Source organism: Paenarthrobacter sp. NPDC057355 (assembly GCF_042667405.1).
Lineage (GTDB): Bacteria > Actinomycetota > Actinomycetes > Actinomycetales > Micrococcaceae > Arthrobacter.
Genome location: NZ_JBHVAL010000015.1, coordinates 51,092 through 71,045, shown reverse-complemented (window position 1 = coordinate 71,045; position 19,954 = coordinate 51,092). Strand labels below are relative to the sequence as shown.

Genomic DNA, 19,954 nt, shown 5'->3' with positions numbered 1-19,954 from the left:
TATGGCGATCGCCGCTGAGGTTCTACTATTTATTCAACACTTCTGCACAGGCCAGTCCCGTAATGACGGGCTGGTCATCAGTTGCAACCCCTACCAGTTAAGCCCCCGGAACCAAGGTAAGAGGCGCACTCATGACCCAGCCCGAACACAATCCCTTTGGCCTCATTGGCCTGACCTACGACGACGTTCTGTTGCTCCCGGGACACACGGATGTCATTCCGTCCGAAGCAGACACCTCCTCCCGGATTTCCAAGCGCATCAGCGTGCAGACGCCGCTGCTTTCCGCTGCCATGGACACCGTCACGGAGTCCCGTATGGCCATCGCCATGGCACGCCAGGGTGGCCTGGGCGTGGTTCACCGCAACCTCGCCATCGACGACCAGGCTGAGCACGTGGACCGCGTCAAGCGCAGCGAGTCCGGCATGATCACCAACCCGTTGACCATCAACCCGGAAGCCACGCTCCAGGAGCTCGACGAACTGTGCTCCCGTTACCGCGTCTCCGGCCTTCCGGTAGTGGATCCCGAGGGACGGCTCCTGGGCATCGTCACCAACCGCGACACCCGATTCATCCCCGAATCGGAGTTCCCGACCCGCCGCGTCAGCGACACCATGACCAAAATGCCGCTGATTACCGGGCACGTGGGCATCAGCCGGGAAGAAGCCTCGCACAAGCTGGCCACCAACAAGATCGAGAAGCTCCCGTTGGTGGACGAGCAAGGCCGTTTGAAGGGCCTCATCACCACCAAGGACTTCACCAAGGCAGAGCAGTACCCGCTTGCCACCAAGGACGACGAAGGCCGCCTCCGGGTGGGCGCTGCCATCGGCTTCTTTGGTGACGGCTGGGAACGCGCCATGAAGCTGATCGACGCCGGCGTGGACGCGCTGTTCGTGGACACCGCCAACGGCCATTCCCAGGGCGTTCTGGACATGATCCGCCGCCTGAAGTCCGATCCCGTCGCGGCCCACGTGGACGTCATCGGCGGCCAGGCAGCCACGCGCGAAGGCGCCCAGGCATTGATCGACGCCGGCGCTGACGGCATCAAGGTTGGCGTTGGTCCCGGATCCATCTGCACCACCCGCGTTGTTGCCGGCGTCGGTGTCCCGCAGATCACCGCCATCTACGAATCCGCCAAGGCTGCCATCCCTGCCGGCGTTCCGCTGATCGCCGACGGCGGCCTCCAGTACTCGGGCGACATCGGCAAAGCGCTGGTCGCCGGAGCCGACACCGTCATGCTTGGCTCCCTCCTGGCAGGCTGTGAGGAGTCCCCGGGGGAGCTCATCTTCGTCAATGGCAAGCAGTTCAAGAGCTACCGCGGAATGGGTTCGCTGGGCGCCATGCAGTCCCGCGGCAAGAACACGTCCTACTCCAAGGACCGCTACTTCCAGGCCGACGTCTCCGGCGATGACAAGCTCATCCCCGAAGGCATCGAGGGCCGCGTTGCCTTCCGTGGCCCGCTGGCATCGGTTGCCTACCAGCTGGTCGGCGGTCTCCGCCAGACGATGTTCTACACGGGAGCGCCTACCATCGCCGAGCTCAAGGCACGCGGCAAGTTCGTCCGCATCACTCCTGCAGGTTTGAAGGAATCGCACCCGCACGACATCCAGATGACAGTGGAAGCCCCCAACTACGGCTCCCGGTAAGCAGCTGCTGATCCCCGCGGATTTTCCGCGGGGATCAGTTGTTTAACCATCCGGCGTGATCATCGGGGCCGGATGTCGGTGCACGGGAATAGGCTGGGCACATGTCAGAAAAGCCCGCACAGCCGCGGCAGCACCCGGAGTCGGTCCCGCTGAGTCCGGCCCAACCCGGCAAGGCGCAGGCCCGCAAGCTGGCCTTGCGGCCGTACGCACGCGCCGTCGGGCAGGTCCTGAAGGTGAGCTTCAAAGCCTCACCGGCAGCGGTGATCATGAAAGTCCTCGGCTCGATCATTTCCGCCGCCTTGCCACTGGTCACCACCTACTTCGCAGCGTTGACCACCACGGCCCTGGCGGCCGGATACGCAGGAGACCCCGACGCCGGTCCCCGGGCGATTCTGTACGTCGTCATCACCGCCGCCCTGGGCCTGTTTTGGGGATCCTTCAGCAGCGTGGACCGCTACATCCAGCAATTGATGAGCTTCAGGGTCGGCGCCATCGTGGGCGATCTGATGTACGAGCGTTTCCTCGCCCTGGACTTCTGGCGCTATGACGACAAAGAGACCGTGGATCTCTACGACCGAGCCAAGCGCTTCTCCGATTCCTATGCACGGGTACTGGACCGGATCGCGGCCATCTTCACCCAGCTCGTTTCAGTGATCCTTGCCATTGGTGCGCTGGTGTTGGTGAGCTGGTGGATCGCCGTGATTGTCCTGGTCGCGATCGTGCCCAGCGTGTACCTCCAGTTCAAGTTGTCCCGGGAGCAGATAGCGCACTGGAACACCCAGGTGGATTCACGGCGACAACGCAGGATGATCGAGCAGAACCTGCTTCGACCACAACATATCGCCGAGATGCGGCTATACGGCATCGTTCGCTACCTCATGGACTTGCGCTCCCGTTTGCGTGATGCCGACGAACGCCGGCGACTCGATTTCCAAAAGCGGTATATTCCCAAACAATTGGCCGCCGACTCCCTGCAATACGGTGCCGAAGTTGTGTCACTGGTGTGGGTGGTGGGTCAGATCATTGCCAGGGCACAGCCTGTGGGCCAGTTCCTGTATGTCCAGCAGATCGTGAGCAGGGCCCTGTCCACGGCGAACAATCTGGTGTCTTCGCTGAGTTCCATCGACGAGGACTTGGCCAACCTCAAAGACTACGAACTGTTCATGGCCTTGCCCGTGCCCAGCGGCAAGGAGGAACCCTTGGCCGTGTCACCCACAACTGTCGAGCTGCGGGACATCCGCCTCAGCTACACAGGCAGCGACATCGAAGTCATCAAAGGTATTTCCATGACCATCAGGGCAGGGCAGCACATCGCGATCGTGGGGGAGAACGGTGCGGGCAAGTCCACTTTGATCCGGATCTTGGCCGGGCTGTACCGGCCCGATTCAGGGCAGGTGCTGTTGGACGGCAAGGATCTGGCAGGAATCGACGTGACCAGCTGGCACCGGCACCTGGCGGTCCTCAGCCAGGAGTTCCTGAAGTACGAGTTCGCCACAGCAGCCGAGAACATCTATCTCGGTGATGTCGACCTGCCGCGGGACGATCCCCGCATCCGAAGGGCGGCAGCCGATGCCGAAGCCATGGAATTCATCAACAAGCTCCCCAACGGTCTGGAGAACCACGTCAGCAACTGGATGGAAGATCCCCGCGGACGGAAGGGAAGCGGGCTATCCGGCGGTCAGTGGCAGCGGTTGGCAATGGCCCGCAACTTCTACCGCGATGCATCGTTCATGGTGATGGACGAGCCCACCTCCGCCATTGATGCCCTGGCCGAACATCGCATCTTCACGAGGCTTTTCGCGGACCGCAGCAGTACCATCATCGCCATCAGCCATCGCCTGGCCACCATAGAGAAGGCGGACATCGTCTACATGCTCGAAGACGGGCGCATCGCAGAGCAAGGTACCCACAAGGAACTTGTCGCGCTTCGGGGCAGGTACTTCCGGATGTTCGAATCCCAGCTCTCAGTGGACGAGACCAGCCGGGCGGCTCCTGAGGCTTAGAGCGGGCCGTATCCGGCTTGTCCGTAGGGATCCCGCCAGGTGGCCAGGTCCTGTTCCAGCAGCCCCCGGAAGCGCGGATCTTTTGCAGCCTTGCGGCGAAGGGATTCCCGCGAACGGCCCGCGATGGTGGCCGGGACGATGATCCCAACCACGAGGAGGCAGACCATAGATGCGAGAACCGTCGCCAGCGTCAGCAGTGCCTCAGGATCCTGCCAGGTGGAGGGTTTGGCCGTGAAAGCGAACACCCCCACGAAGACGATCAGGACGAACGCCCCAAAGGAGAGAGCTCCTCGAAGGCCACCAGGCCCACGATTGACCAGCGCCCGGCTTGTCCGCGGCAACCGGTCCCGAACCCGCACGAAGAATATTCCGCACAGTGCGGCAAGGGCGGCGCCGGGAAGGCCGAGGGCAGGAAGCGTTACGGGAGTGCCGAGCCGAACAGAAAGGACCACGCCCAGAAGGACAAGGACCGCACCGACGCCGATTCCGGCAGCCCACGCGCCCATGTACGATCCCCGGGCGCTGGCGAGCTCACGCAGGCGGGAGCGTGCATTTGCCGGTGTGATGGCGGCAAGCTCGGGGGAAAGCCAATAGTCCAGGGAGCGGTCTGAGTGGTAGAGCGGTGCAGGGCCTGACTGGTCACTCACCCGGCTTATCGCTCCAGGCCTGCACGGACGCGGGCGTCGAGTTGATCACGCGTAAGGGCCGTCGAGTCGAGGTTTTCGCCTTCGCCCGCAGCGATCGACAGTGAACCATCGGCCTCAGCTTTGACGTGCACAGCGCGGGAGGTTCCGTCGTCGAAGTGTCGGCGGGTGGTCGCGGCAGCGGGGAAGCCGTCCGGTGCTTGGTTCAGGTAGTAGTCGGCCATCTGTACTGCAGTGGTGACCATCCCTTCAGCGCCCGTGATGGGGTGCAGCTCGTGAACGCCGTACTTGCTCAGATTGAGCAACAGGGCGCCCTGCTCTGCGCCGAACATAAAGGAAACGTGCTCCGAGGACGGCGTGACGAGCGCTGTTTCCAACCATGCCGTGGAATCGGCCAGGACAGCCGTGACGGTGGCGGCCGGCCCAACCGGAAGGAGTGTGTCGTTTTCGACCTTCATCAACCCGCGTTCCAACAGCGTGGCGACTCCTGCCTGTTCCAGCGGAGCCCCCGCGGCGTGGTCGAGGCGGAACAGGGTCTGGCACCGCAGGGCGCCGTCGGTGCCAGCCAGCGCGATGAGTGCAATGAGCTCATGTTCGGTGATGAGCAGTGCTTGGTTTTCTTCGGTCTGGGTGGTCATTTCTGCCTTCTCTTGTGGGGTTCTCTGTCCAGTCTAGGAAGTTGCGCGGTCAGGTGAGCCATCCCCAGACCTTCTTGGCGCCGTCGGCTACTGCCCCTGCGGCGTCCTGGGCTCCTTCCCAGACATGTTTTGCGCCATCAGCGATCATGGAAGACGCGGAGTCGTAGCCCATGTTGGTCGCCAAAAGGCCCAAGCCACCCCAGGCGATGCCGGCGATGGCGCAGGCAGGACCGATCACCGGAACGAAACTACCCACGGCCAGGGCCGCGGAAATGCCGCCGTCCACAGCCATTCCCGGGTGTCCTGTCTGGATCCCCTGGTAAACCTGCAACCCGCCGGTGACTACGCCCAAGGCTCCGGAGAGACGGCCGAGCATGGAAGCGCCGTTGAGCAGTTGGGTGCCCCTGACGTACCCGGCACCGGCGGCCTGGCCGTACTGGGCACTAAGCCAAGGCCACTTGGTCAGTTGCGTGACCAATCCGCCTTGGGCCATCCGGGCCAGGATGGAGTCCGCCACCAAGCCGTTGGCCGTGACGAGGGCGTTGCCGGCCCACCATTCCTGGCTGCCGGTGACGCTGAACAGTCCCTCCAACCCGGTGGTCGGGGTGTCGCCGCTGACAGTGCCCCCAGGAGCCTGCGGGCTGGTGGACCCAGTAGTCCCTCCGCCGGAGGACCCACCCTGTGTGCTGGCCTGTTGCTGTTCGTCAGCCTGCGTGCGCAACGTCTTGGATACGTCCTCCAGGGAGCGGGAGGCCTTGTGCAGCAGGGGTCGCAGAGTGCTGCTCCACTCGCGGCGGAAACGCTCTCCGTCAGCGCCCTTCCATGCAACGGTGGAAATCAGGCCGTTGATCTGGAGTTCCTGGTTCTGGAGCCGGCTTCCAGCCTGTCCCATCTGTTTGGATAACGACCGGAGCTGTTCAATGTCGGCTCCGTAGAGTCCGGGCGCCATGGGTCCCCCTTGCATGGTGTACGTGTGTTTTCCGCAGGCTATCCGATTCGCGCAGGATGCTGCCATGGGCACACCTGCCCATGTGGAAAGCCGCCGGGCCCATGCGGGGCGGTCCCGGGATCCTGGAAGGGTCCAGTAAAGTTGGAGCCGTGACTTATGAGATTGAGATTGGCCGTGGCAAGCGTGGGCGTCGTGCCTACTCCCTGGATGACATCGCGATCGTTCCGAATCGCCGGACGCGCGACCCGAAGGACGTCTCTGTCTCCTGGCAGATCGACGCCTACAAATTCGACATGCCCGTCATCGCGGCGCCGATGGACTCGGTGATGTCCCCGGAGACCGCCATCGCCCTGGGGCGCTTGGGAGGCCTCGGCGTCCTGGATCTGGAAGGACTGTGGACCAGGTACGAGGACCCGCAGAAGGTCCTTGACGAGATCGCAGGCTTGGCCGACGAGACCAGCAGCCCGGCCGTTACCCGGCGGATGCAGGAGCTGTACCAAGCTCCCGTGCAGCCGGAACTCATTAGCTCCCGTCTGGCCGAAATCCGCGCCGCAGGCGTGACCGTAGCGGGTTCCCTCACCCCACAGCGCACACAGGAGCACTACAAGACCGTGGTGGCTGCCGGCGTCGACATCTTTGTCATCCGCGGTACCACGGTCTCTGCCGAGCACGTCTCCAAGAACCATGAACCACTTAACCTCAAGCAGTTCATCTACGAACTTGACGTTCCCGTCATTGTCGGTGGCGCGGCCGGTTACACGCCCGCCCTGCACCTGATGCGGACCGGCGCGGCCGGCGTCCTGGTGGGCTTCGGCGGCGGCGCCACGACCACCACCCGCCGTGCGCTTGGCATTCACTCGCCGATGGCCTCAGCCATCTCCGACGTCGCCGCGGCCCGCCGTGACTACATGGATGAGTCCGGCGGACGTTACGTCCACGTCATTGCCGACGGCGGCATGGGCCGCTCCGGCGACATCGTCAAGGCCATCGCCATGGGCGCGGACGCAGTCATGCTCGGCAGTGCCCTTGCCCGCGCCGAAGAAGCCCCGGGCCGTGGCTGGCACTGGGGGCCGGAAGCCCACCACCTGGATTCCCCGCGCGGCGACCGCGTCAACGTTGGCACCGTCGGACCGCTCGAGGAAGTCCTGTTCGGGCCGGGCCACCACACCGATGGAACGTCCAACCTGATTGGCGCGCTGCGCCGTTCCATGGCGACCACCGGCTACTCCGACCTGAAGGAATTCCAGCGAGTAGACGTCGTCGTCTCTCCGTACCTCGGCTAAACCTTCAGAGCGGAACGGCAGCCCTGCCCAAGGCGGCGGCCAGCAAGTAGGGTAGGGGATTACCAGCTGTTGCGTTTGAGGAGGGGTCCGATGAGCAATGTCGCAGGCGGTCCACAGGCATCTCCGGGAGCACTGAGCCCGGAATCCCGTGCCGCATCCATTGATGTCCTGAAATCCACTGCCGAGCCGGGCAAGGAACTGGACATCTTGATCGTCGGCGGTGGCGTGGTGGGCGCCGGTGCTGCCTTGGATGCAGTCACGCGGGGACTCACCGTTGGGATCGTGGAAGCCAGGGACTGGGCCTCGGGTACGTCATCGAGGTCCTCCAAGCTCATTCATGGTGGCCTGCGCTATCTGGAGATGCTGGATTTCGGTCTCGTCCAAGAGGCCCTTCAGGAACGCGGATTGTTGATCCAGCAGATCGCTCCGCACCTGGTGCGCCCTGTGCCCTTCCTCTACCCGCTCACCCGCCGCTTCTGGGAGCGCCCCTACGTGGGGGCGGGCATCATGCTGTACGACACTTTGGGGTTGACGTCCGGTCACAGCCGCGGCGTACCCATGCACAAGCACCTCTTCCGGCGCGGCACGCTGCGTGCCGCGCCCAGCCTCAAAGATGACGCCTTCGTGGGTTCCATCCGCTACTACGACGCCCAGGTGGACGATGCCCGCCTCGTGGTCAACCTGGTGCGGACCGCAGCGCATTATGGCGCGCACGCTGCCAACCGCGTGCGTGTTGTGGACTTCCTCCGCGAAGGCGAGCGAGTGGTGGGCGCCAAAGTGGAAAACCAGGAAGACGGCACTGTCTTCGAAGTGCGGGCCAAGCAAGTGGTGAATGCCACCGGCGTGTGGACGGACGAAACACAGGCCATGGTGACGGACCGCGGTCAGCTCAAAGTCCGTGCCTCGAAGGGCATTCACTTGGTGGTGCCACGCGACCGTTTCCAATCCACGGTGGGTTTGATCCTTCGGACTGAAAAGTCCGTGCTGTTTGTGATCCCCTGGGGCAGGCACTGGATCATCGGGACTACCGATACTGACTGGAAGCTGGATAAAGCCCATCCGGCTGCCTCCAGCAAGGACATCGACTATGTGCTGGAACACGTCAACAAAGTACTCAAGCGCCCGCTGACCCGCGAGGATGTGGAAGGCGTTTACGCCGGTTTGCGACCGCTCCTGGCCGGCGATAATGACTCCACCGCCAAGTTGTCGCGCGAACACGTCGTGGCCCATCCCGTCCCGGGACTGGTTGTGGTGGCCGGTGGAAAGTACACCACTTACCGGGTCATGGCCAAGGATGCCGTGGACGAGGCAACCAGGGCCATGGATGAACGCGTCCCCTCCAGCTGCACGGACACTATTCCCCTGTTGGGTGCCGAAGGATTCAAGGCAGCCTGGAACCGGCGTGGCAGGTCTGCAGAGCAGGCCGGGGTACATGTGGCACGGGTGGAACACCTGCTTAATCGCTTTGGATCCATGGCATCGGAAGTGCTGTCCGTGATCTCCGCAAGGCCCGAGCTGGGTGAGCCGCTGCCTGGCGCCGATGACTATCTCGCCGCCGAAGTCGTCTACGCAACAACCCACGAGGGTGCCCGGCACGTCGATGATGTCCTGACCCGCCGCACCCGGATCTCCATTGAAGCCTGGGACCGGGGTGTGTCTGCGGCGCCCGTAGTGGCTAAGCTGATGGGAGAAATCCTTGGCTGGAGCGATGCCCAGCGTGAAAGCGAGATCAAGCACTACCTTGCACGGGTGGAGGCTGAGCGACTCAGCCAACAGCAACCCGATGACGAATCGGCCGATGCCGCGCGTATGGGAGTGGATGACATCGTTCCTCTCCGCTGACCGGCCCGGGGAACTGAGGCCGGCAGGCCACATGGAGGGAATACGACTTGGCTGAACCACTGGACCGATACGATGCGGAACTGACCACCCCGGACATGGTTATTCTTGAACTTGTTGCCGAGGACAAGATCGATGCCGCGGCACAGTTGGCCCACAAGCTCCACCAGGCCGGACGGATTTCCAACCTCGATGGCTTTTTGGAGCAGGTGCATTCACGCGAACACCAGCTGGCTACTGGCCTTCCCGGGGGAATCGGCCTTCCGCATGCCCGCAGTGAGTTCGTGGACCGCATCTCCATCGCGGTGGGAGTCACCAAGTTTGGCCATGCGTTGGACTTCGGGGCCGCCGACGGCCCGGCGACGCTCATCCTGCTCATCGCCACGCCGGCCAGTTCCTTCTCGGACCACCTTGAGGTCCTGGCTACCCTGGCGCGCTCCCTTTCGAAGGAGTCCTTCAGGGAATCCCTGCGCCGCGCGCACGACCCCGAGGTCATTTCCGAACTCATCAATTCCAGCCTGGTTTTCTTCGACCACTAAGGGCCAGCGTGGTCCTCCCGACCGGCCACATCGCAGAGGCCCGTTTCGTTGTTCTACAGCCGGACGAAGTACGGTTAAGGGGTGTTGAAAACTGCCCTGAAACCCCGTTGGATCGCAGGCTTGGTCTTTGCGCTTCTGCTGTCCGCGGTGTTTGTGCTGCTCAGCCAATGGCAGCTCAGCCGGTCAACCCAGCACGAGGCCCCTGCGCCGTCCAGCGTCGAAGAAGTGAAGCCCCTGGTCGACGTGCTCAAGCCTGGCCAGTTCTTCCCCGGCTCGGTTTCGGACCAGATGGTAACTGCCACAGGCAGCTATGACCCCAGTAAGCAGGTACTGGTGGAGGGGCGCCTGTACAACAAGCAAAAGGGCTTCTGGATCGTCTCGGCATTCGCGGTCAACGACGCTCCGGTGCTCAAGGGCGTGGCGGCCTCGCCGCAAACATGGATTCCAGTAGCCCGCGGCTGGGTGGCCGATGCCGCCCAAGCGGGGCCGCCGCCGTCGGGTACTGTCACGCTGACCGGCCGCCTGATCCCGTCCGAAGCGCCGGTACCAAATGTCGACGCCGGCCCTGGCCGCGCGTCAGCGGTATCCACCGCAGAACTCATCAACACCTGGCAAGTTTCCAGCTACCCCGGCTTCATCGCCGCGACCTCCGAGGTCAGCGGTGGCGCCACCATACCGCTGGACGGCAACGTCAAGGCCCTCAATATTCCGGCGCAGCCACCGGCGGAGCAGGTCAACTGGTTGAACCTCTTCTACGCTGTGGAATGGGTGGTTTTCGCCGGGTTCTCCGTCTTCATCTGGTGGCGCCTGGTGCGTGACGATTACCGCCGGGACCTTGAGGACGACGAAGACGATGAGTACGACGACGAGTTCCCGGACGAAGCCCACGCCGTCCCGGCGACAACCGAACCTGCAAGTCAAGACCCAGAACCTAAGGTGCAGCAATGATTGAGCCCAAACCGGCCATCCAGCCTGAGCAGTCAGGACCGAAGTCCAAGAAGCGGCGCTTCGGCGGGACGGAAGCCCAAATCCGTTCGGCGCTGAAGTTTTACAAGGTCATGGCCTACCTCACCGGTGCCATGTTGCTTCTGCTGTGTGCCGAACTGATCGCACGTTACGGTTTCGGCGTTTCCCTCTTCGCCGGTGGCACGAATGCGGTCACCGGCCAGCCATTTGGTTTCGGTTTCGCTGAATCCGAGCCCAAGGGAGTCATTGGCGGCTTCAACATCTCCACTACTGTGCTGATCGTGCACGGTTGGATGTACGTGGTGTACCTCGTTTCCAACTTCCGTCTGTGGTCCTTGATGCGCTGGCCATTCTCCAAGATGGTGCTGCTGGCCCTTGGCGGCGTGGTTCCCCTCCTGTCCTTCATTGTGGAGAAGAAATTCCACGCTGAGGTGGAGGCGGAATTGGCCGCCAACCCGCAGGCGTCAAAGCGCTATTAGGAGCCCGCGGGCTGCCTCCGATGTGAGATCCCTTACGGGAGGGCCTGTTTTGGTCGTTGGCCGCCCTTGTCAACGTGCACGGGGGCGGTCCGGCAAAGTAGTCTTGACTGGTGACTACTCCCACCGCACCCCAGACTTCGCAGAAGCCGGTGCTGGTTGTTGACTACGGTGCCCAGTACGCGCAGCTGATTGCCCGCCGCGTCCGTGAAGCAAACGTGTATTCGGAAATCGTTCCGCACACCTTCACCACCGAGCAGCTTCTGGCCAAAGACCCGGCAGCCATCATCCTCTCCGGCGGACCCTCCAGCGTCTACGCCGAAGGAGCCCCGTTCGTGGAGGCTGACCTCTTCGAGGCCGGTGTTCCCGTGTTCGGCATCTGCTACGGATTCCAGGCCATGGCCAACGCCCTTGGTGGCAAAGTGGCCCAGACGGGCCTGCGGGAGTACGGCGCGACCGAAGCCCTCCTTGTGGGCGACGCACGTTCCATCCTCGACGGCGTCCCGGCTTCCCAGAACACCTGGATGAGCCACGGCGACTCCGTCCATGAGGCACCTGAAGGCTTTGAAGTGCTGGCGACGACGGCCGGAGCGCCGGTCGCTGCCTTCGCCAACGATGAGAAGCGCCTTTACGGTGTGCAGTGGCACCCGGAAGTGAAGCACTCCGTCCTTGGCCAGCACGTTCTGGAGAACTTCCTCTTCAAGGGCGCCGGCCTGAGCCCCAACTGGACCACGGGCAACATCCTCGAAGAGCAGGTGGAGCGCATCCGCGAGCAGATCGGGGACTCCAAGGTCATCTGCGGCCTTTCCGGTGGCGTGGACTCTGCTGTTGCGGCAGCCCTTGTCCAGCGTGCTGTCGGGGACCAGCTCACCTGTGTCTTCGTCGATCACGGTTTGCTCCGCGAAGGCGAAGCCGAGCAGGTTGAACGCGACTTCGTGGCCGCTACGGGTGTCAACCTGTATGTCGCCAACGAGCAGGAACGCTTCCTGTCTGCCCTTGCCGGCGTCAGCGATCCCGAAACCAAGCGCAAGATCATCGGCCGCGAGTTCATCCGTGCTTTCGAAGAAGCCGAGCGGGCCATCATCGCCCAGGCAGCTGCCGAAGGCGAAAAGATCAAGTTCCTGGTCCAGGGCACGCTCTACCCGGACGTCGTCGAGTCCGGCGGCGGCGAGGGTGCTGCGAACATCAAGAGCCACCACAACGTAGGCGGGCTTCCCGAGGACCTGGAGTTTGAGCTCGTTGAGCCACTGCGCGCCCTCTTCAAGGACGAGGTCCGTGCCGTTGGCGCCCAGCTCGGCCTGCCCCAGGAAATCGTTGGTCGGCAGCCGTTCCCCGGCCCGGGCCTTGGTATCCGCATTGTGGGTGAAGTGACCAAGGAGCGTCTCGACCTGCTCCGCAAGGCCGACGCGATTGCCCGCGCCGAACTCACGGCCGCAGGCCTGGACAACGACGTCTGGCAGATGCCGGTGGTTCTCCTTGCAGATGTCCGCAGCGTCGGCGTACAGGGTGATGGACGTACCTATGGGCACCCGATCGTTCTGCGCCCGGTATCCTCCGAGGATGCCATGACGGCTGACTGGTCCCGCTTGCCGTACGACCTCCTGGCCCGCATCTCCAACCGCATCACCAACGAGGTGGACGGCGTGAACCGTGTGGTGCTGGATGTCACCAGCAAGCCACCGGGAACCATCGAGTGGGAATAGCATTCTGAGTGGCCGGCTTCCTTCGGGAGGCCGGCCACTTTGTATTTAGCGCATTTCCCCCGTGGTATGAGAAAAGCAGCAAGCTGTGAAAACCGGTCAATTTCGCGTTGGAACAGTGTTGCGGTGCGGGCTGGCCGTGTATTCCCGCTACCCTCGAAAGTATGCCGGTATGGTCCAAGGCGTCTAAAGCTAGTACAGAAAAGAAGGCAGAAGTCGTGTCAGTAGGTCAAGGCCAGGAAGAGGGCTCCGAAGAGCTCCGCAAATGGCTGTCTGGTCTCAAACCCGTCACCGGGGCAGACACTATGCTGCGTTTCGTCAAGACGCCCGAAGGCGCCATTGACCTCAGCAACGCGCATCCCTCAGGGTTGGCGCAGCTGTTGGCGGGTCGCAGGACACGCTTGTCCACCCTGATCAGGGACCGCCAGCAATATCTCGTGGCTGCTCGGGCAGCTCGCAACATCAGGTCGAAGATCTTCGAGCTCAGCAATGACCGCGGTATCGAAGCCGGGTACTTGTCCGCCGGTACAGTGGTGTGGACGTCAGCCGTCGGTGGCAAACCGCAGCGTGTCTCCGCGCCCGTCATGCTTACCTCCATCGTCCTCACGGTCCGGCCGGGGGAGGACGACTTCGAACTTCAGCTCACCGAGCAAGCGCGCATGAATCCCGCCTTGGTACGCCACTTGAAGACCGTCCATGGCATCGTCTTTGACGTCAACGCTGTGGCCCGTATGGCTTACAACACCGCGAGACTGGATCCGCAGCCCGTCCTGGACCGTCTGTCCACGTTGGTTCAGCCGATTCATGGCGCCGAAGTGGAATTCAATCTTCTGGTGACAACCCTCGCTGACCTGTCCGGCAATCTCGACGATCCGTGGATCAACCTGAACAACCCCACCGTTGCCGCATTGGCCACAGCAGCAAACGGCGGCGACATCGAGCCCGAACCCATCAAGGCAGGCAGGTTCCCCAGCCTGGATGTCCGGGATCCTGCCGATGAACTGCTCTTGCTCGATGCCGACACGGATCAGCAATACGTGGTTGACGCCGTCCGCGCGGGAGATTCCCTCGTGGTCAGTACGCCTCCGGGAAGCGGACAAACCCAGACCGCCATTAACGCCATCGGAGCATTGGTATGCGAAGGCAAGTCTGTCCTGGTAGTGGGGGACCGGCAGTCCAGCCTCGCCGGATTGTCCGCACACCTGGAATCACTGGGACTTGATTCGCTGCTCTTCCGCCCTGGCAATGGAACCACGCCGCAGCAGCTAAAAGCCCAGCTTGTCCGGGCCATTATGCGCAACGAAAAGGCGCTCGAGCCACAGCTCGGCAATCTCCACCAAACGTTGACCGGGCATCGGCACGCCCTCATGGACCACGTGGCTTCGCTTCATAACGTCCGTGAACGGTGGGGTTGCTCGCCGTATCAGGCCATGCAGTCGCTGGCTGAACTGACGTCCATCCACCCGGCTCCCTCCACGACTGTGCGCCTGAAGCGCAGCGTCCTTGACAACATCAAGGACCGCGAGGAACTTGCTGCCCGTCTTCGGCGTGCTGCAGAGCTTGGCAGCTTCAGCCGGGAGTCGACCAGCAGCCCTTGGTACGGCGCACGTTTGGTCACCCGCAAGGAAACTGAGGAAGCACAGCAGCTTGCCACCTTGGCCGCGGAGAAACTCCCCGTCCTGCGCGACCGTATGAAGCAGGTGTCCGATCATGCCGAGATCCGCCTGGGTGATACCTTCACCGAATGGGGTGCCCAGCTCGAACTGCTGATCGCCGTGCGCGAGAGCCTGGACAAGTTCACGCCGGACATCTTTGACCGCCCTGTGCACGACCTCATTTCGGCCACTGCCAGCTCTTCGTGGCGCCGTGAACGGAACATCGAGATGCCGTCCATGCAGCGATCCAGGTTGCGTCGGGTGGCCAAGGAGTATGTGCGGCCCGGTGTTCACATTGCCGACCTCCACAGTTCATTGGTCCTTGTCCAGGAGCAGCGCGCGCTCTGGGCCGGGTACGCCACAACGCAGCGTCATCCGGCAGTTCCCTCCGGACTTGCCGACCTCGGTGCGCTCTATCGCGAGCTCGATACCGAACTCCGGAGGCTCGGCGACGCCCTCAAGCACACCTCTGCCGGTGGCTCGCTCCACGGCACGGCCTATCCGGAGCTGATGGAGCGCCTGGAGAGGCTTGTGGCAGACACCGACACACTGGAGTCGTTGCCGGAGCGTACGCTCCTCATCGAGGAAATGCGCGAGCACGGCCTCGGGGAACTCCTTGGGGACCTGGCGGAACGCGAAGTTCCCGCGTCCTCTGTGGCTGCCGAATTGGACCTTGCCTGGTGGCAGTCCGCCCTGGAAGCGATGATCAGCGGCGACGACTACCTCGCTATGTCCGACGGCGACTCCCTGCGCCGCCTTGAAGCTGAGTTCAGGTTGGCCGACCAAGCCCACATTGCCAGCGGGGCTGCCCGGCTCCGGTGGCAGTTGGCCCAGAGGTGGCGCCAGGGGCTGGTGGACCATCCCCGTCAGGCGGAGCTGCTGCGTGCACTGCTGAAGGATGGCCGGGTGACTTTGCCTGCACTGAGCGCCCAAGCTCCGGACCTCGTGCCGATGCTTGTTCCTGTGTGGTCCGTCAGCCCCTACCTGCTCACGGGAGTCCTGCCTGCGGAGCAGAAGTTCGACGCCGTAGTAGTCATCGACGCCGAGTCCACGTCGCTGCAGGCAGTCCTTCCCGCGATCGCCCGTGCCCAGCAGGTGGTTGCCTTCGGTGACGCGAAGATCGCCAACGCGCGAACCTTCAGCGTGGCAGTTGAACCACCGGTGGCCGGGGTGTCTGGGCACGAAACGGTGGAGAGCGCCTTCAAGGCCTTGTCCCGGGTCTTGCCCTCGTGGCAATTGAACTGGGTCTACCGGGCAGTTGACGAGGATTTGATCCTGCAGTTGAGCAAGAACTACTACGACGGCGGTCTGAAGCGGCTGCCCGACGGCAACTCGGTCACTGGCCTGGACCGCTCGATCCTTGTTGAGTACATTCCTGACGGCACCGGACTTCCCGGAGCTGATCACGAGGGCGTTGAATCTGTCACCGCCGAGGTCAACCGGGTGGTGGACCTGGTCTTCGAACACGCAACCTTGCGTCCACGCACGAGTTTGGCCGTAGTAACGGCAAGCCTGCGCCACGCTGCCAGGATCGGCGAGGCCATCAGGCTTCAACTGCCGAACCATCCCTTGCTGTCGTCCTTCTTCGCTGCCGGCCCTGAGTCCTTCCGCGTTGTGGATCTTGAACGCGCGCAAGGCCTTGTCCGGGACCACGTGATCTTTTCCCTTGGCTACGGGCGGACACCACACGGCCGGGCACTTCATTCCTTTGGCCCTTTGTCGGCTGAAGGTGGCCGCAACCGCTTTGCCTTGGCGATGACCAGGGCCCGGCGCTCCATGCATGTCCTGAGCTGCTTCCGGCCTGAGGATCTCGACCTGGATCGCCTGTCGCACGGTGCCGTGGACTTCTATGAGTTGTTGGACCGGGAGCTGTCCGGCAACAGCAATCTCGGAACTCCTGCGTCCCGGGCGGTTGCCAGTGAGCAGGCCCTCGGCGAAGATCCGTTGGTTGCAGACCTTGGAGAACGCCTGCGTGCGCGGGGAGCCCGGGTGTGGCACCTCTACGACGGCGTTTTGGACATTGCGGCAGCGGCTGATCCAGTGCACACGATTGGCCGTGAGGGCGCTGAGATCCCCACCCCTGTAGCCATTGAATCCGATGGCACTGAGCGGTACCGGCGCATGAGTGTCCGCGAACGCAGCAGGCTGCGGCCGCAGCTGCTGGAACGCATGGGCTGGCGGTACATGTCGTTGTGGACGATCGAGGTCTTCACCGACCCGTCCTCGTGCGCGGACCGTATTGGCTCCTACCTTGGTTTGGAGAACCACATCATCACCTCCACGGAATCGCCCCAGCATGGCTTCCTGGACATGGATGTTGAACAATTGAATCTGGACAAGGCAAAGCCAGTGTCCACCCGCCCATCGGCTACCGCACGGGGTCAGCAGCCCGAGGAGGATGGCAGCGAAACGCGGGACGAGGCAGTGGACAGGAAAGCAGCAATGACTGAACAGAACAGCGGCACGACCAACGACTCTGCTGGAGGCGAGGACGATGGTCAGGAGGAGGCCACCGCTGAGCGTGGCACCGAACCGACGAATGCCAAGCACAGCTCCGGCGGCATCCTTCCCACGAAAGCCGCGGAGGACGACCCCCGTGCATGGGGCGACGAGGCGGGCTACGACCATGAGCAGTGGTTGAAGGAGCAGAAACCCCCGCACTGGGGATGATTCCGTGAGAAGCCTCATGGGCTGACCAGAACAAAGAAAAGCTTGCCCTGCGTTGACGCGCCGGCGAGCTTTTCTGCTTGTTGGGGGTTGGCTGCAACCACCACCAGCCCGTCAGTGTCTTTGGTCCCAAGCCACTCGCCCGCCTTACCGCCCTGTGCTGAAGTCCAAAGTACGGGAACAGGGCCCGCAAGAACCTGGCTTTGGCGCGTCTCATCGTATGAACCGGCCGCAGTCAGGACCACGTTCACCAACTGCCCGGGTGAAAGAAGCTGGATCGACGAAGGATCGGCCATGCGGAGGGGAACGGCGGCCGAGCCAGCTGGAGTGCCGGTGAGCAGTCCGGGACCCAGGAGATCTGAATCCGTTGGAATTTGACCCTTGCTCAACGGAGAAGCGAGTTGGCGCCCGACGAGCCCTGCAGGATTCTTCACCTGCGCGGGTACGGCGAGCTCGGGTGCGACGTCCATGGGCGTGAAGTCGGATTCCTTCAGGCTGGCGCCGGCCGGTAGATCGCGCGCTGCCACGAGGACGCTGACGTGCGCCGCCGACGCCGGAGTCAGCTGTTGGACCGCCAACCCTGCGGCAAGGCATAGAAGCAGGGCGACACAGAGCCGGCGGTTGCGGGAGATCCATGCCTTCGGCGTGCGTCGTCGCTGGGGGATAGGGGGCTCGGCGCGGCTGAATCCCGGGCGGGAGCGACCAACTGAGGGTCGCGGATAAGGCGTCGGCGGCTGAAGCTGTTTCCTGTTTGCTGTTTCTGCTGAACGCTCGGCGCGGGCAAGTAACGCACTTCGGGAGGTAGGTGACATGCCGCCACGCTAGCCAGCATGTCCGGCCCCCTGACAGGGGCCGGATTCCCTATGTGGAAAAGACTGGGATTTAGCTCGCTGCGGCCGCTGCTGCTGGAGCCGGTGCGGCGGCTGTAGTCGGCGCGGCTGGAGCTGAGGGCGCCGCAGAAACAGTGCTGCTGCCCTTCGTGTCACGCGAGTCAGTCCGGTAGAAACCTGAGCCCTTGAAGACCACGCCAACGCTGTTGAACTTCTTGCGCAGCGTGCCTTTGCATTCCGGGCACTCTGTCAGGGAGCTGTCTGAGAAGGACTGGACGATGTCGAAGGCATGGTCACAGTCTTTGCAGGCGTATGCGTATGTGGGCACTGAGTTCCTCCTTTAGGACAAAGTTCAGGTCCTGCGGCGCCGTAGCGAAGAGTCTCCGCTTTAGCAGTCCCAGGGCCTGAGTGCCAATTCTATCATCCGTCCCCGCAGCGTGTGCCAGCATCTGTGCCGGAACTCACCACCCTTCAGGCGCCTGTTTCAGCGTCATCCAACGCGACGACGCCGGACGGCGTCAGGACTTCCCGCACGGGGCGATCAAAAGCCTCGGCGGGTATGGAGCCGGAAGGCAACAGATCGGCGTCGTATACCACCGCGACGGTAGGCGGCCGCTGGCCGGACGCGTCCAGGCCGTGCAGCAGCCGGTCGTAGTAACCGCCGCCCTGGCCGATCCTGTTTCCGTCACGATCCACAGCGGTGGCCGGCATGAAGATCCCCGCAGCGGTGGCAACAACTGAACTGTCCAGTCGCTCGCCCAGAGGTTCGTCGATGGGGGCGTAGGTGGACCGCTCGAAGACTGTCGAGGGCGTCCAATACACCCAGCTCAACTGGCGCTCCGGTTCGCAAACAGGAAGCAGGACCTCGTGGCCCGCATTATGAAGGGCCTCGAGGAGCGGCATGGTGGGTGGTTCGAATGCGACCCCTACATACACCGCGAACCGTGCCGGTTCGCCTGTCGTGATGGCGTTGGCCCAGGCGGTTCCGTGCTGGGCCAGTGCCTCGCCCGCTGCTGCGATTTGTTCTGGAGACAGGGCCCTTCTGTAGAGTCGCCGGCTGCGGCGGATGTCTTCTTTCGATGCCATCTGTGTCCAATCCTGAGGTTCGTGGGGTCCTGTTGAATTGTTGCGTGGTGTTGAGCCGCCGGGAAAATGTGCCAGCCGCGCGGCGGGGGGTTTAGCCGATAAACTCTTCCTTCCGTTACATTAGTCCGGTGACTCTCGATAACAACGCTGTCCGTAAGGCCGTCATCCCCGCAGCGGGTCTTGGTACCCGGTTCCTTCCCGCCACCAAGGCGATGCCGAAGGAAATGCTGCCTGTGGTCGACAAGCCCGCCATCCAGTACGTCGTCGAAGAAGCGGTCAAGGTGGGCCTGCACGACGTCCTCATGATTACGGGGCGCAGCAAGCGAGCCCTGGAAGACCACTTTGACCGGGTGCCGGCGCTTGAAGCGACCCTGGCTGAAAAGGGCGACACCGCCAAGCTCGAAGCCATCCAGTCCGCCACCAACCTCGGCGACATCCACTACGTCCGTCAAGGCGATCCGAATGGCCTCGGCCACGCTGTCCTTCGTGCAAAGCAGCACGTTGGCTACGAGCCTTTCGCCGTCCTGCTCGGTGACGACCTCATTGACGCCCGCGATGACCTCCTGAGCGAAATGATCGCAGTCCAGCAGAAGACGGGCGGTTCCGTCGTGGCCCTGATCGAGGTGGAGCCTTCCAAGATCAGCGCGTACGGCTGCGCCGACGTCGAGGAGATCGACGAGGACGGATACGTCCGCATCAAGCAGCTGGTGGAGAAGCCGTCCCCCGAAGAAGCGCCTTCGAACCTTGCCGTAATCGGCCGGTACGTGCTGCACCCGGCTGTCTTTGAAGTGTTGGAGCAGACCGGCCCGGGGCGTGGCGGAGAAATCCAGCTGACCGACGCCCTTGAGGTCCTGGCTGCAGGTGAAGGAGAGGGCTACGGCGTGTACGGCGTGGTCTTCCGTGGCCGACGCTACGACACCGGCGACAAGCTGAGCTACCTCAAGGCCTGCATCGAGCTGGCTGCCGAGCGTGAGGACCTCGGTCCTGAGCTGCGCGAGTGGCTGCCGAAGTTCACCGCAACGCTTCCCCAGTAACA

The 19,954-nt window shown here is 63.2% G+C and carries 16 protein-coding genes; 10 read left to right on the top strand and 6 right to left on the bottom strand.

Features of this window, described 5'->3' with window-relative positions:
- The first annotated feature begins 131 nt into the window (after positions 1-131).
- Both guaB and ACFUOZ_RS15855 read left to right on the top strand, forming a co-directional pair.
- Positions 132-1,643 (top strand): IMP dehydrogenase, encoded by a 1,512-nt coding sequence (gene guaB, locus ACFUOZ_RS15860; RefSeq protein WP_377549810.1) that lies wholly within the window; start codon positions 132-134, stop codon positions 1,641-1,643.
- A gap of 101 nt (positions 1,644-1,744) precedes the next feature.
- Positions 1,745-3,646 carry an ABC transporter ATP-binding protein gene (locus tag ACFUOZ_RS15855; protein ID WP_377549808.1) on the top strand — a complete coding sequence of 634 codons (1,902 nt, stop codon included), beginning with the start codon at positions 1,745-1,747 and terminating at the stop codon, positions 3,644-3,646.
- On the opposite strand, the gene ACFUOZ_RS15850 is transcribed toward ACFUOZ_RS15855, so the two are convergent.
- The 3 genes from ACFUOZ_RS15850 to ACFUOZ_RS15840 are packed head-to-tail and all read right to left on the bottom strand — an operon-like array spanning position 3,643 to position 5,877.
- Positions 3,643-4,293, bottom strand: coding sequence for a hypothetical protein (locus tag ACFUOZ_RS15850; RefSeq protein WP_377549806.1), 651 nt, complete (start codon positions 4,291-4,293; stop codon positions 3,643-3,645). The two genes, ACFUOZ_RS15855 and ACFUOZ_RS15850, sit on opposite strands and share 4 nt — an antisense overlap.
- A 5-nt stretch (positions 4,294-4,298) precedes the next feature.
- Positions 4,299-4,928 (bottom strand): hypothetical protein, encoded by a 630-nt coding sequence (locus tag ACFUOZ_RS15845; RefSeq protein ID WP_377549804.1) that lies wholly within the window; start codon positions 4,926-4,928, stop codon positions 4,299-4,301.
- A gap of 49 nt (positions 4,929-4,977) precedes the next feature.
- Complete coding sequence (locus ACFUOZ_RS15840; protein WP_377549802.1) at positions 4,978-5,877, bottom strand: WXG100 family type VII secretion target; 900 nt, start codon at positions 5,875-5,877, stop codon at positions 4,978-4,980.
- Positions 5,878-6,026: 149 nt separating this feature from the next.
- On the opposite strand from ACFUOZ_RS15840, the gene ACFUOZ_RS15835 reads away from it, so the two are divergent.
- The 7 genes from ACFUOZ_RS15835 to ACFUOZ_RS15805 all read left to right on the top strand — a co-directional run bounded on the left by ACFUOZ_RS15835 (position 6,027) and on the right by ACFUOZ_RS15805 (position 17,005).
- Positions 6,027-7,160, top strand: a complete 1,134-nt coding sequence (locus ACFUOZ_RS15835) for a GuaB3 family IMP dehydrogenase-related protein (protein WP_377549800.1) — start codon at positions 6,027-6,029, stop codon at positions 7,158-7,160.
- Positions 7,161-7,250: 90 nt separating this feature from the next.
- The gene (locus ACFUOZ_RS15830; RefSeq protein WP_377549798.1) at positions 7,251-9,002 is read left to right on the top strand and encodes a glycerol-3-phosphate dehydrogenase/oxidase; all 1,752 of its coding nucleotides are present in this window, start codon (positions 7,251-7,253) and stop codon (positions 9,000-9,002) included.
- A 47-nt stretch (positions 9,003-9,049) separates the two neighbouring features.
- The gene (locus ACFUOZ_RS15825) at positions 9,050-9,538 is read left to right on the top strand and encodes a PTS sugar transporter subunit IIA (RefSeq protein WP_377549796.1); all 489 of its coding nucleotides are present in this window, start codon (positions 9,050-9,052) and stop codon (positions 9,536-9,538) included.
- Positions 9,539-9,619: 81 nt separating this feature from the next.
- Positions 9,620-10,486, top strand: a complete 867-nt coding sequence (locus ACFUOZ_RS15820) for an SURF1 family protein (RefSeq protein ID WP_377549794.1) — start codon at positions 9,620-9,622, stop codon at positions 10,484-10,486.
- Positions 10,483-10,983, top strand: coding sequence for a DUF3817 domain-containing protein (locus tag ACFUOZ_RS15815; RefSeq protein ID WP_377549792.1), 501 nt, complete (start codon positions 10,483-10,485; stop codon positions 10,981-10,983). The genes ACFUOZ_RS15820 and ACFUOZ_RS15815 overlap by 4 nt, the downstream gene beginning before the upstream one ends.
- A 110-nt stretch (positions 10,984-11,093) precedes the next feature.
- Positions 11,094-12,683: a glutamine-hydrolyzing GMP synthase gene (gene guaA, locus ACFUOZ_RS15810; RefSeq protein ID WP_377549790.1), complete on the top strand. Its 1,590-nt coding sequence runs from the start codon at positions 11,094-11,096 to the stop codon at positions 12,681-12,683.
- A 161-nt stretch (positions 12,684-12,844) separates the two neighbouring features.
- Complete coding sequence (locus ACFUOZ_RS15805) at positions 12,845-17,005, top strand: AAA family ATPase (RefSeq protein ID WP_377549788.1); 4,161 nt, start codon at positions 12,845-12,847, stop codon at positions 17,003-17,005.
- Positions 17,006-17,019: 14 nt separating this feature from the next.
- Here ACFUOZ_RS15805 and ACFUOZ_RS15800 read toward each other — a convergent pair whose 3' ends face one another.
- From ACFUOZ_RS15800 to ACFUOZ_RS15790, 3 genes are all read right to left on the bottom strand, one after another.
- Positions 17,020-17,814: an RcpC/CpaB family pilus assembly protein gene (locus tag ACFUOZ_RS15800; RefSeq protein ID WP_377549786.1), complete on the bottom strand. Its 795-nt coding sequence runs from the start codon at positions 17,812-17,814 to the stop codon at positions 17,020-17,022.
- A gap of 70 nt (positions 17,815-17,884) precedes the next feature.
- The gene (locus tag ACFUOZ_RS15795) at positions 17,885-18,160 is read right to left on the bottom strand and encodes an FmdB family zinc ribbon protein (protein ID WP_377549784.1); all 276 of its coding nucleotides are present in this window, start codon (positions 18,158-18,160) and stop codon (positions 17,885-17,887) included.
- A 143-nt stretch (positions 18,161-18,303) separates the two neighbouring features.
- Entirely contained in the window at positions 18,304-18,918 is a 615-nt protein-coding gene (locus tag ACFUOZ_RS15790; RefSeq protein WP_377549782.1) for a 5-formyltetrahydrofolate cyclo-ligase, read from the bottom strand.
- Positions 18,919-19,046: 128 nt separating this feature from the next.
- Here ACFUOZ_RS15790 and galU point away from each other — a divergent pair, with 128 nt between their 5' ends.
- Complete coding sequence (gene galU / locus ACFUOZ_RS15785; protein ID WP_377549780.1) at positions 19,047-19,952, top strand: UTP--glucose-1-phosphate uridylyltransferase GalU; 906 nt, start codon at positions 19,047-19,049, stop codon at positions 19,950-19,952.
- Positions 19,953-19,954: the final 2 nt, after the last annotated feature.

Bases quoted from the DNA above. Each gene is read 5' to 3' on its own strand.
- guaB (WP_377549810.1), top strand. From the start codon at position 132: ATGACCCAGCCCGAACACAATCCCTTTGGCCTCATTGGCCTGACCTAC.
- ACFUOZ_RS15855 (WP_377549808.1), top strand. From the start codon at position 1,745: ATGTCAGAAAAGCCCGCACAGCCGCGGCAGCACCCGGAGTCGGTCCCG.
- ACFUOZ_RS15845 (WP_377549804.1), bottom strand. From the start codon at position 4,928: ATGACCACCCAGACCGAAGAAAACCAAGCACTGCTCATCACCGAACAT.
- ACFUOZ_RS15840 (WP_377549802.1), bottom strand. From the start codon at position 5,877: ATGGCGCCCGGACTCTACGGAGCCGACATTGAACAGCTCCGGTCGTTA.
- ACFUOZ_RS15830 (WP_377549798.1), top strand. From the start codon at position 7,251: ATGAGCAATGTCGCAGGCGGTCCACAGGCATCTCCGGGAGCACTGAGC.
- ACFUOZ_RS15815 (WP_377549792.1), top strand. From the start codon at position 10,483: ATGATTGAGCCCAAACCGGCCATCCAGCCTGAGCAGTCAGGACCGAAG.
- ACFUOZ_RS15805 (WP_377549788.1), top strand. From the start codon at position 12,845: ATGCCGGTATGGTCCAAGGCGTCTAAAGCTAGTACAGAAAAGAAGGCA.
- ACFUOZ_RS15800 (WP_377549786.1), bottom strand. From the start codon at position 17,814: ATGTCACCTACCTCCCGAAGTGCGTTACTTGCCCGCGCCGAGCGTTCA.
- ACFUOZ_RS15790 (WP_377549782.1), bottom strand. From the start codon at position 18,918: ATGGCATCGAAAGAAGACATCCGCCGCAGCCGGCGACTCTACAGAAGG.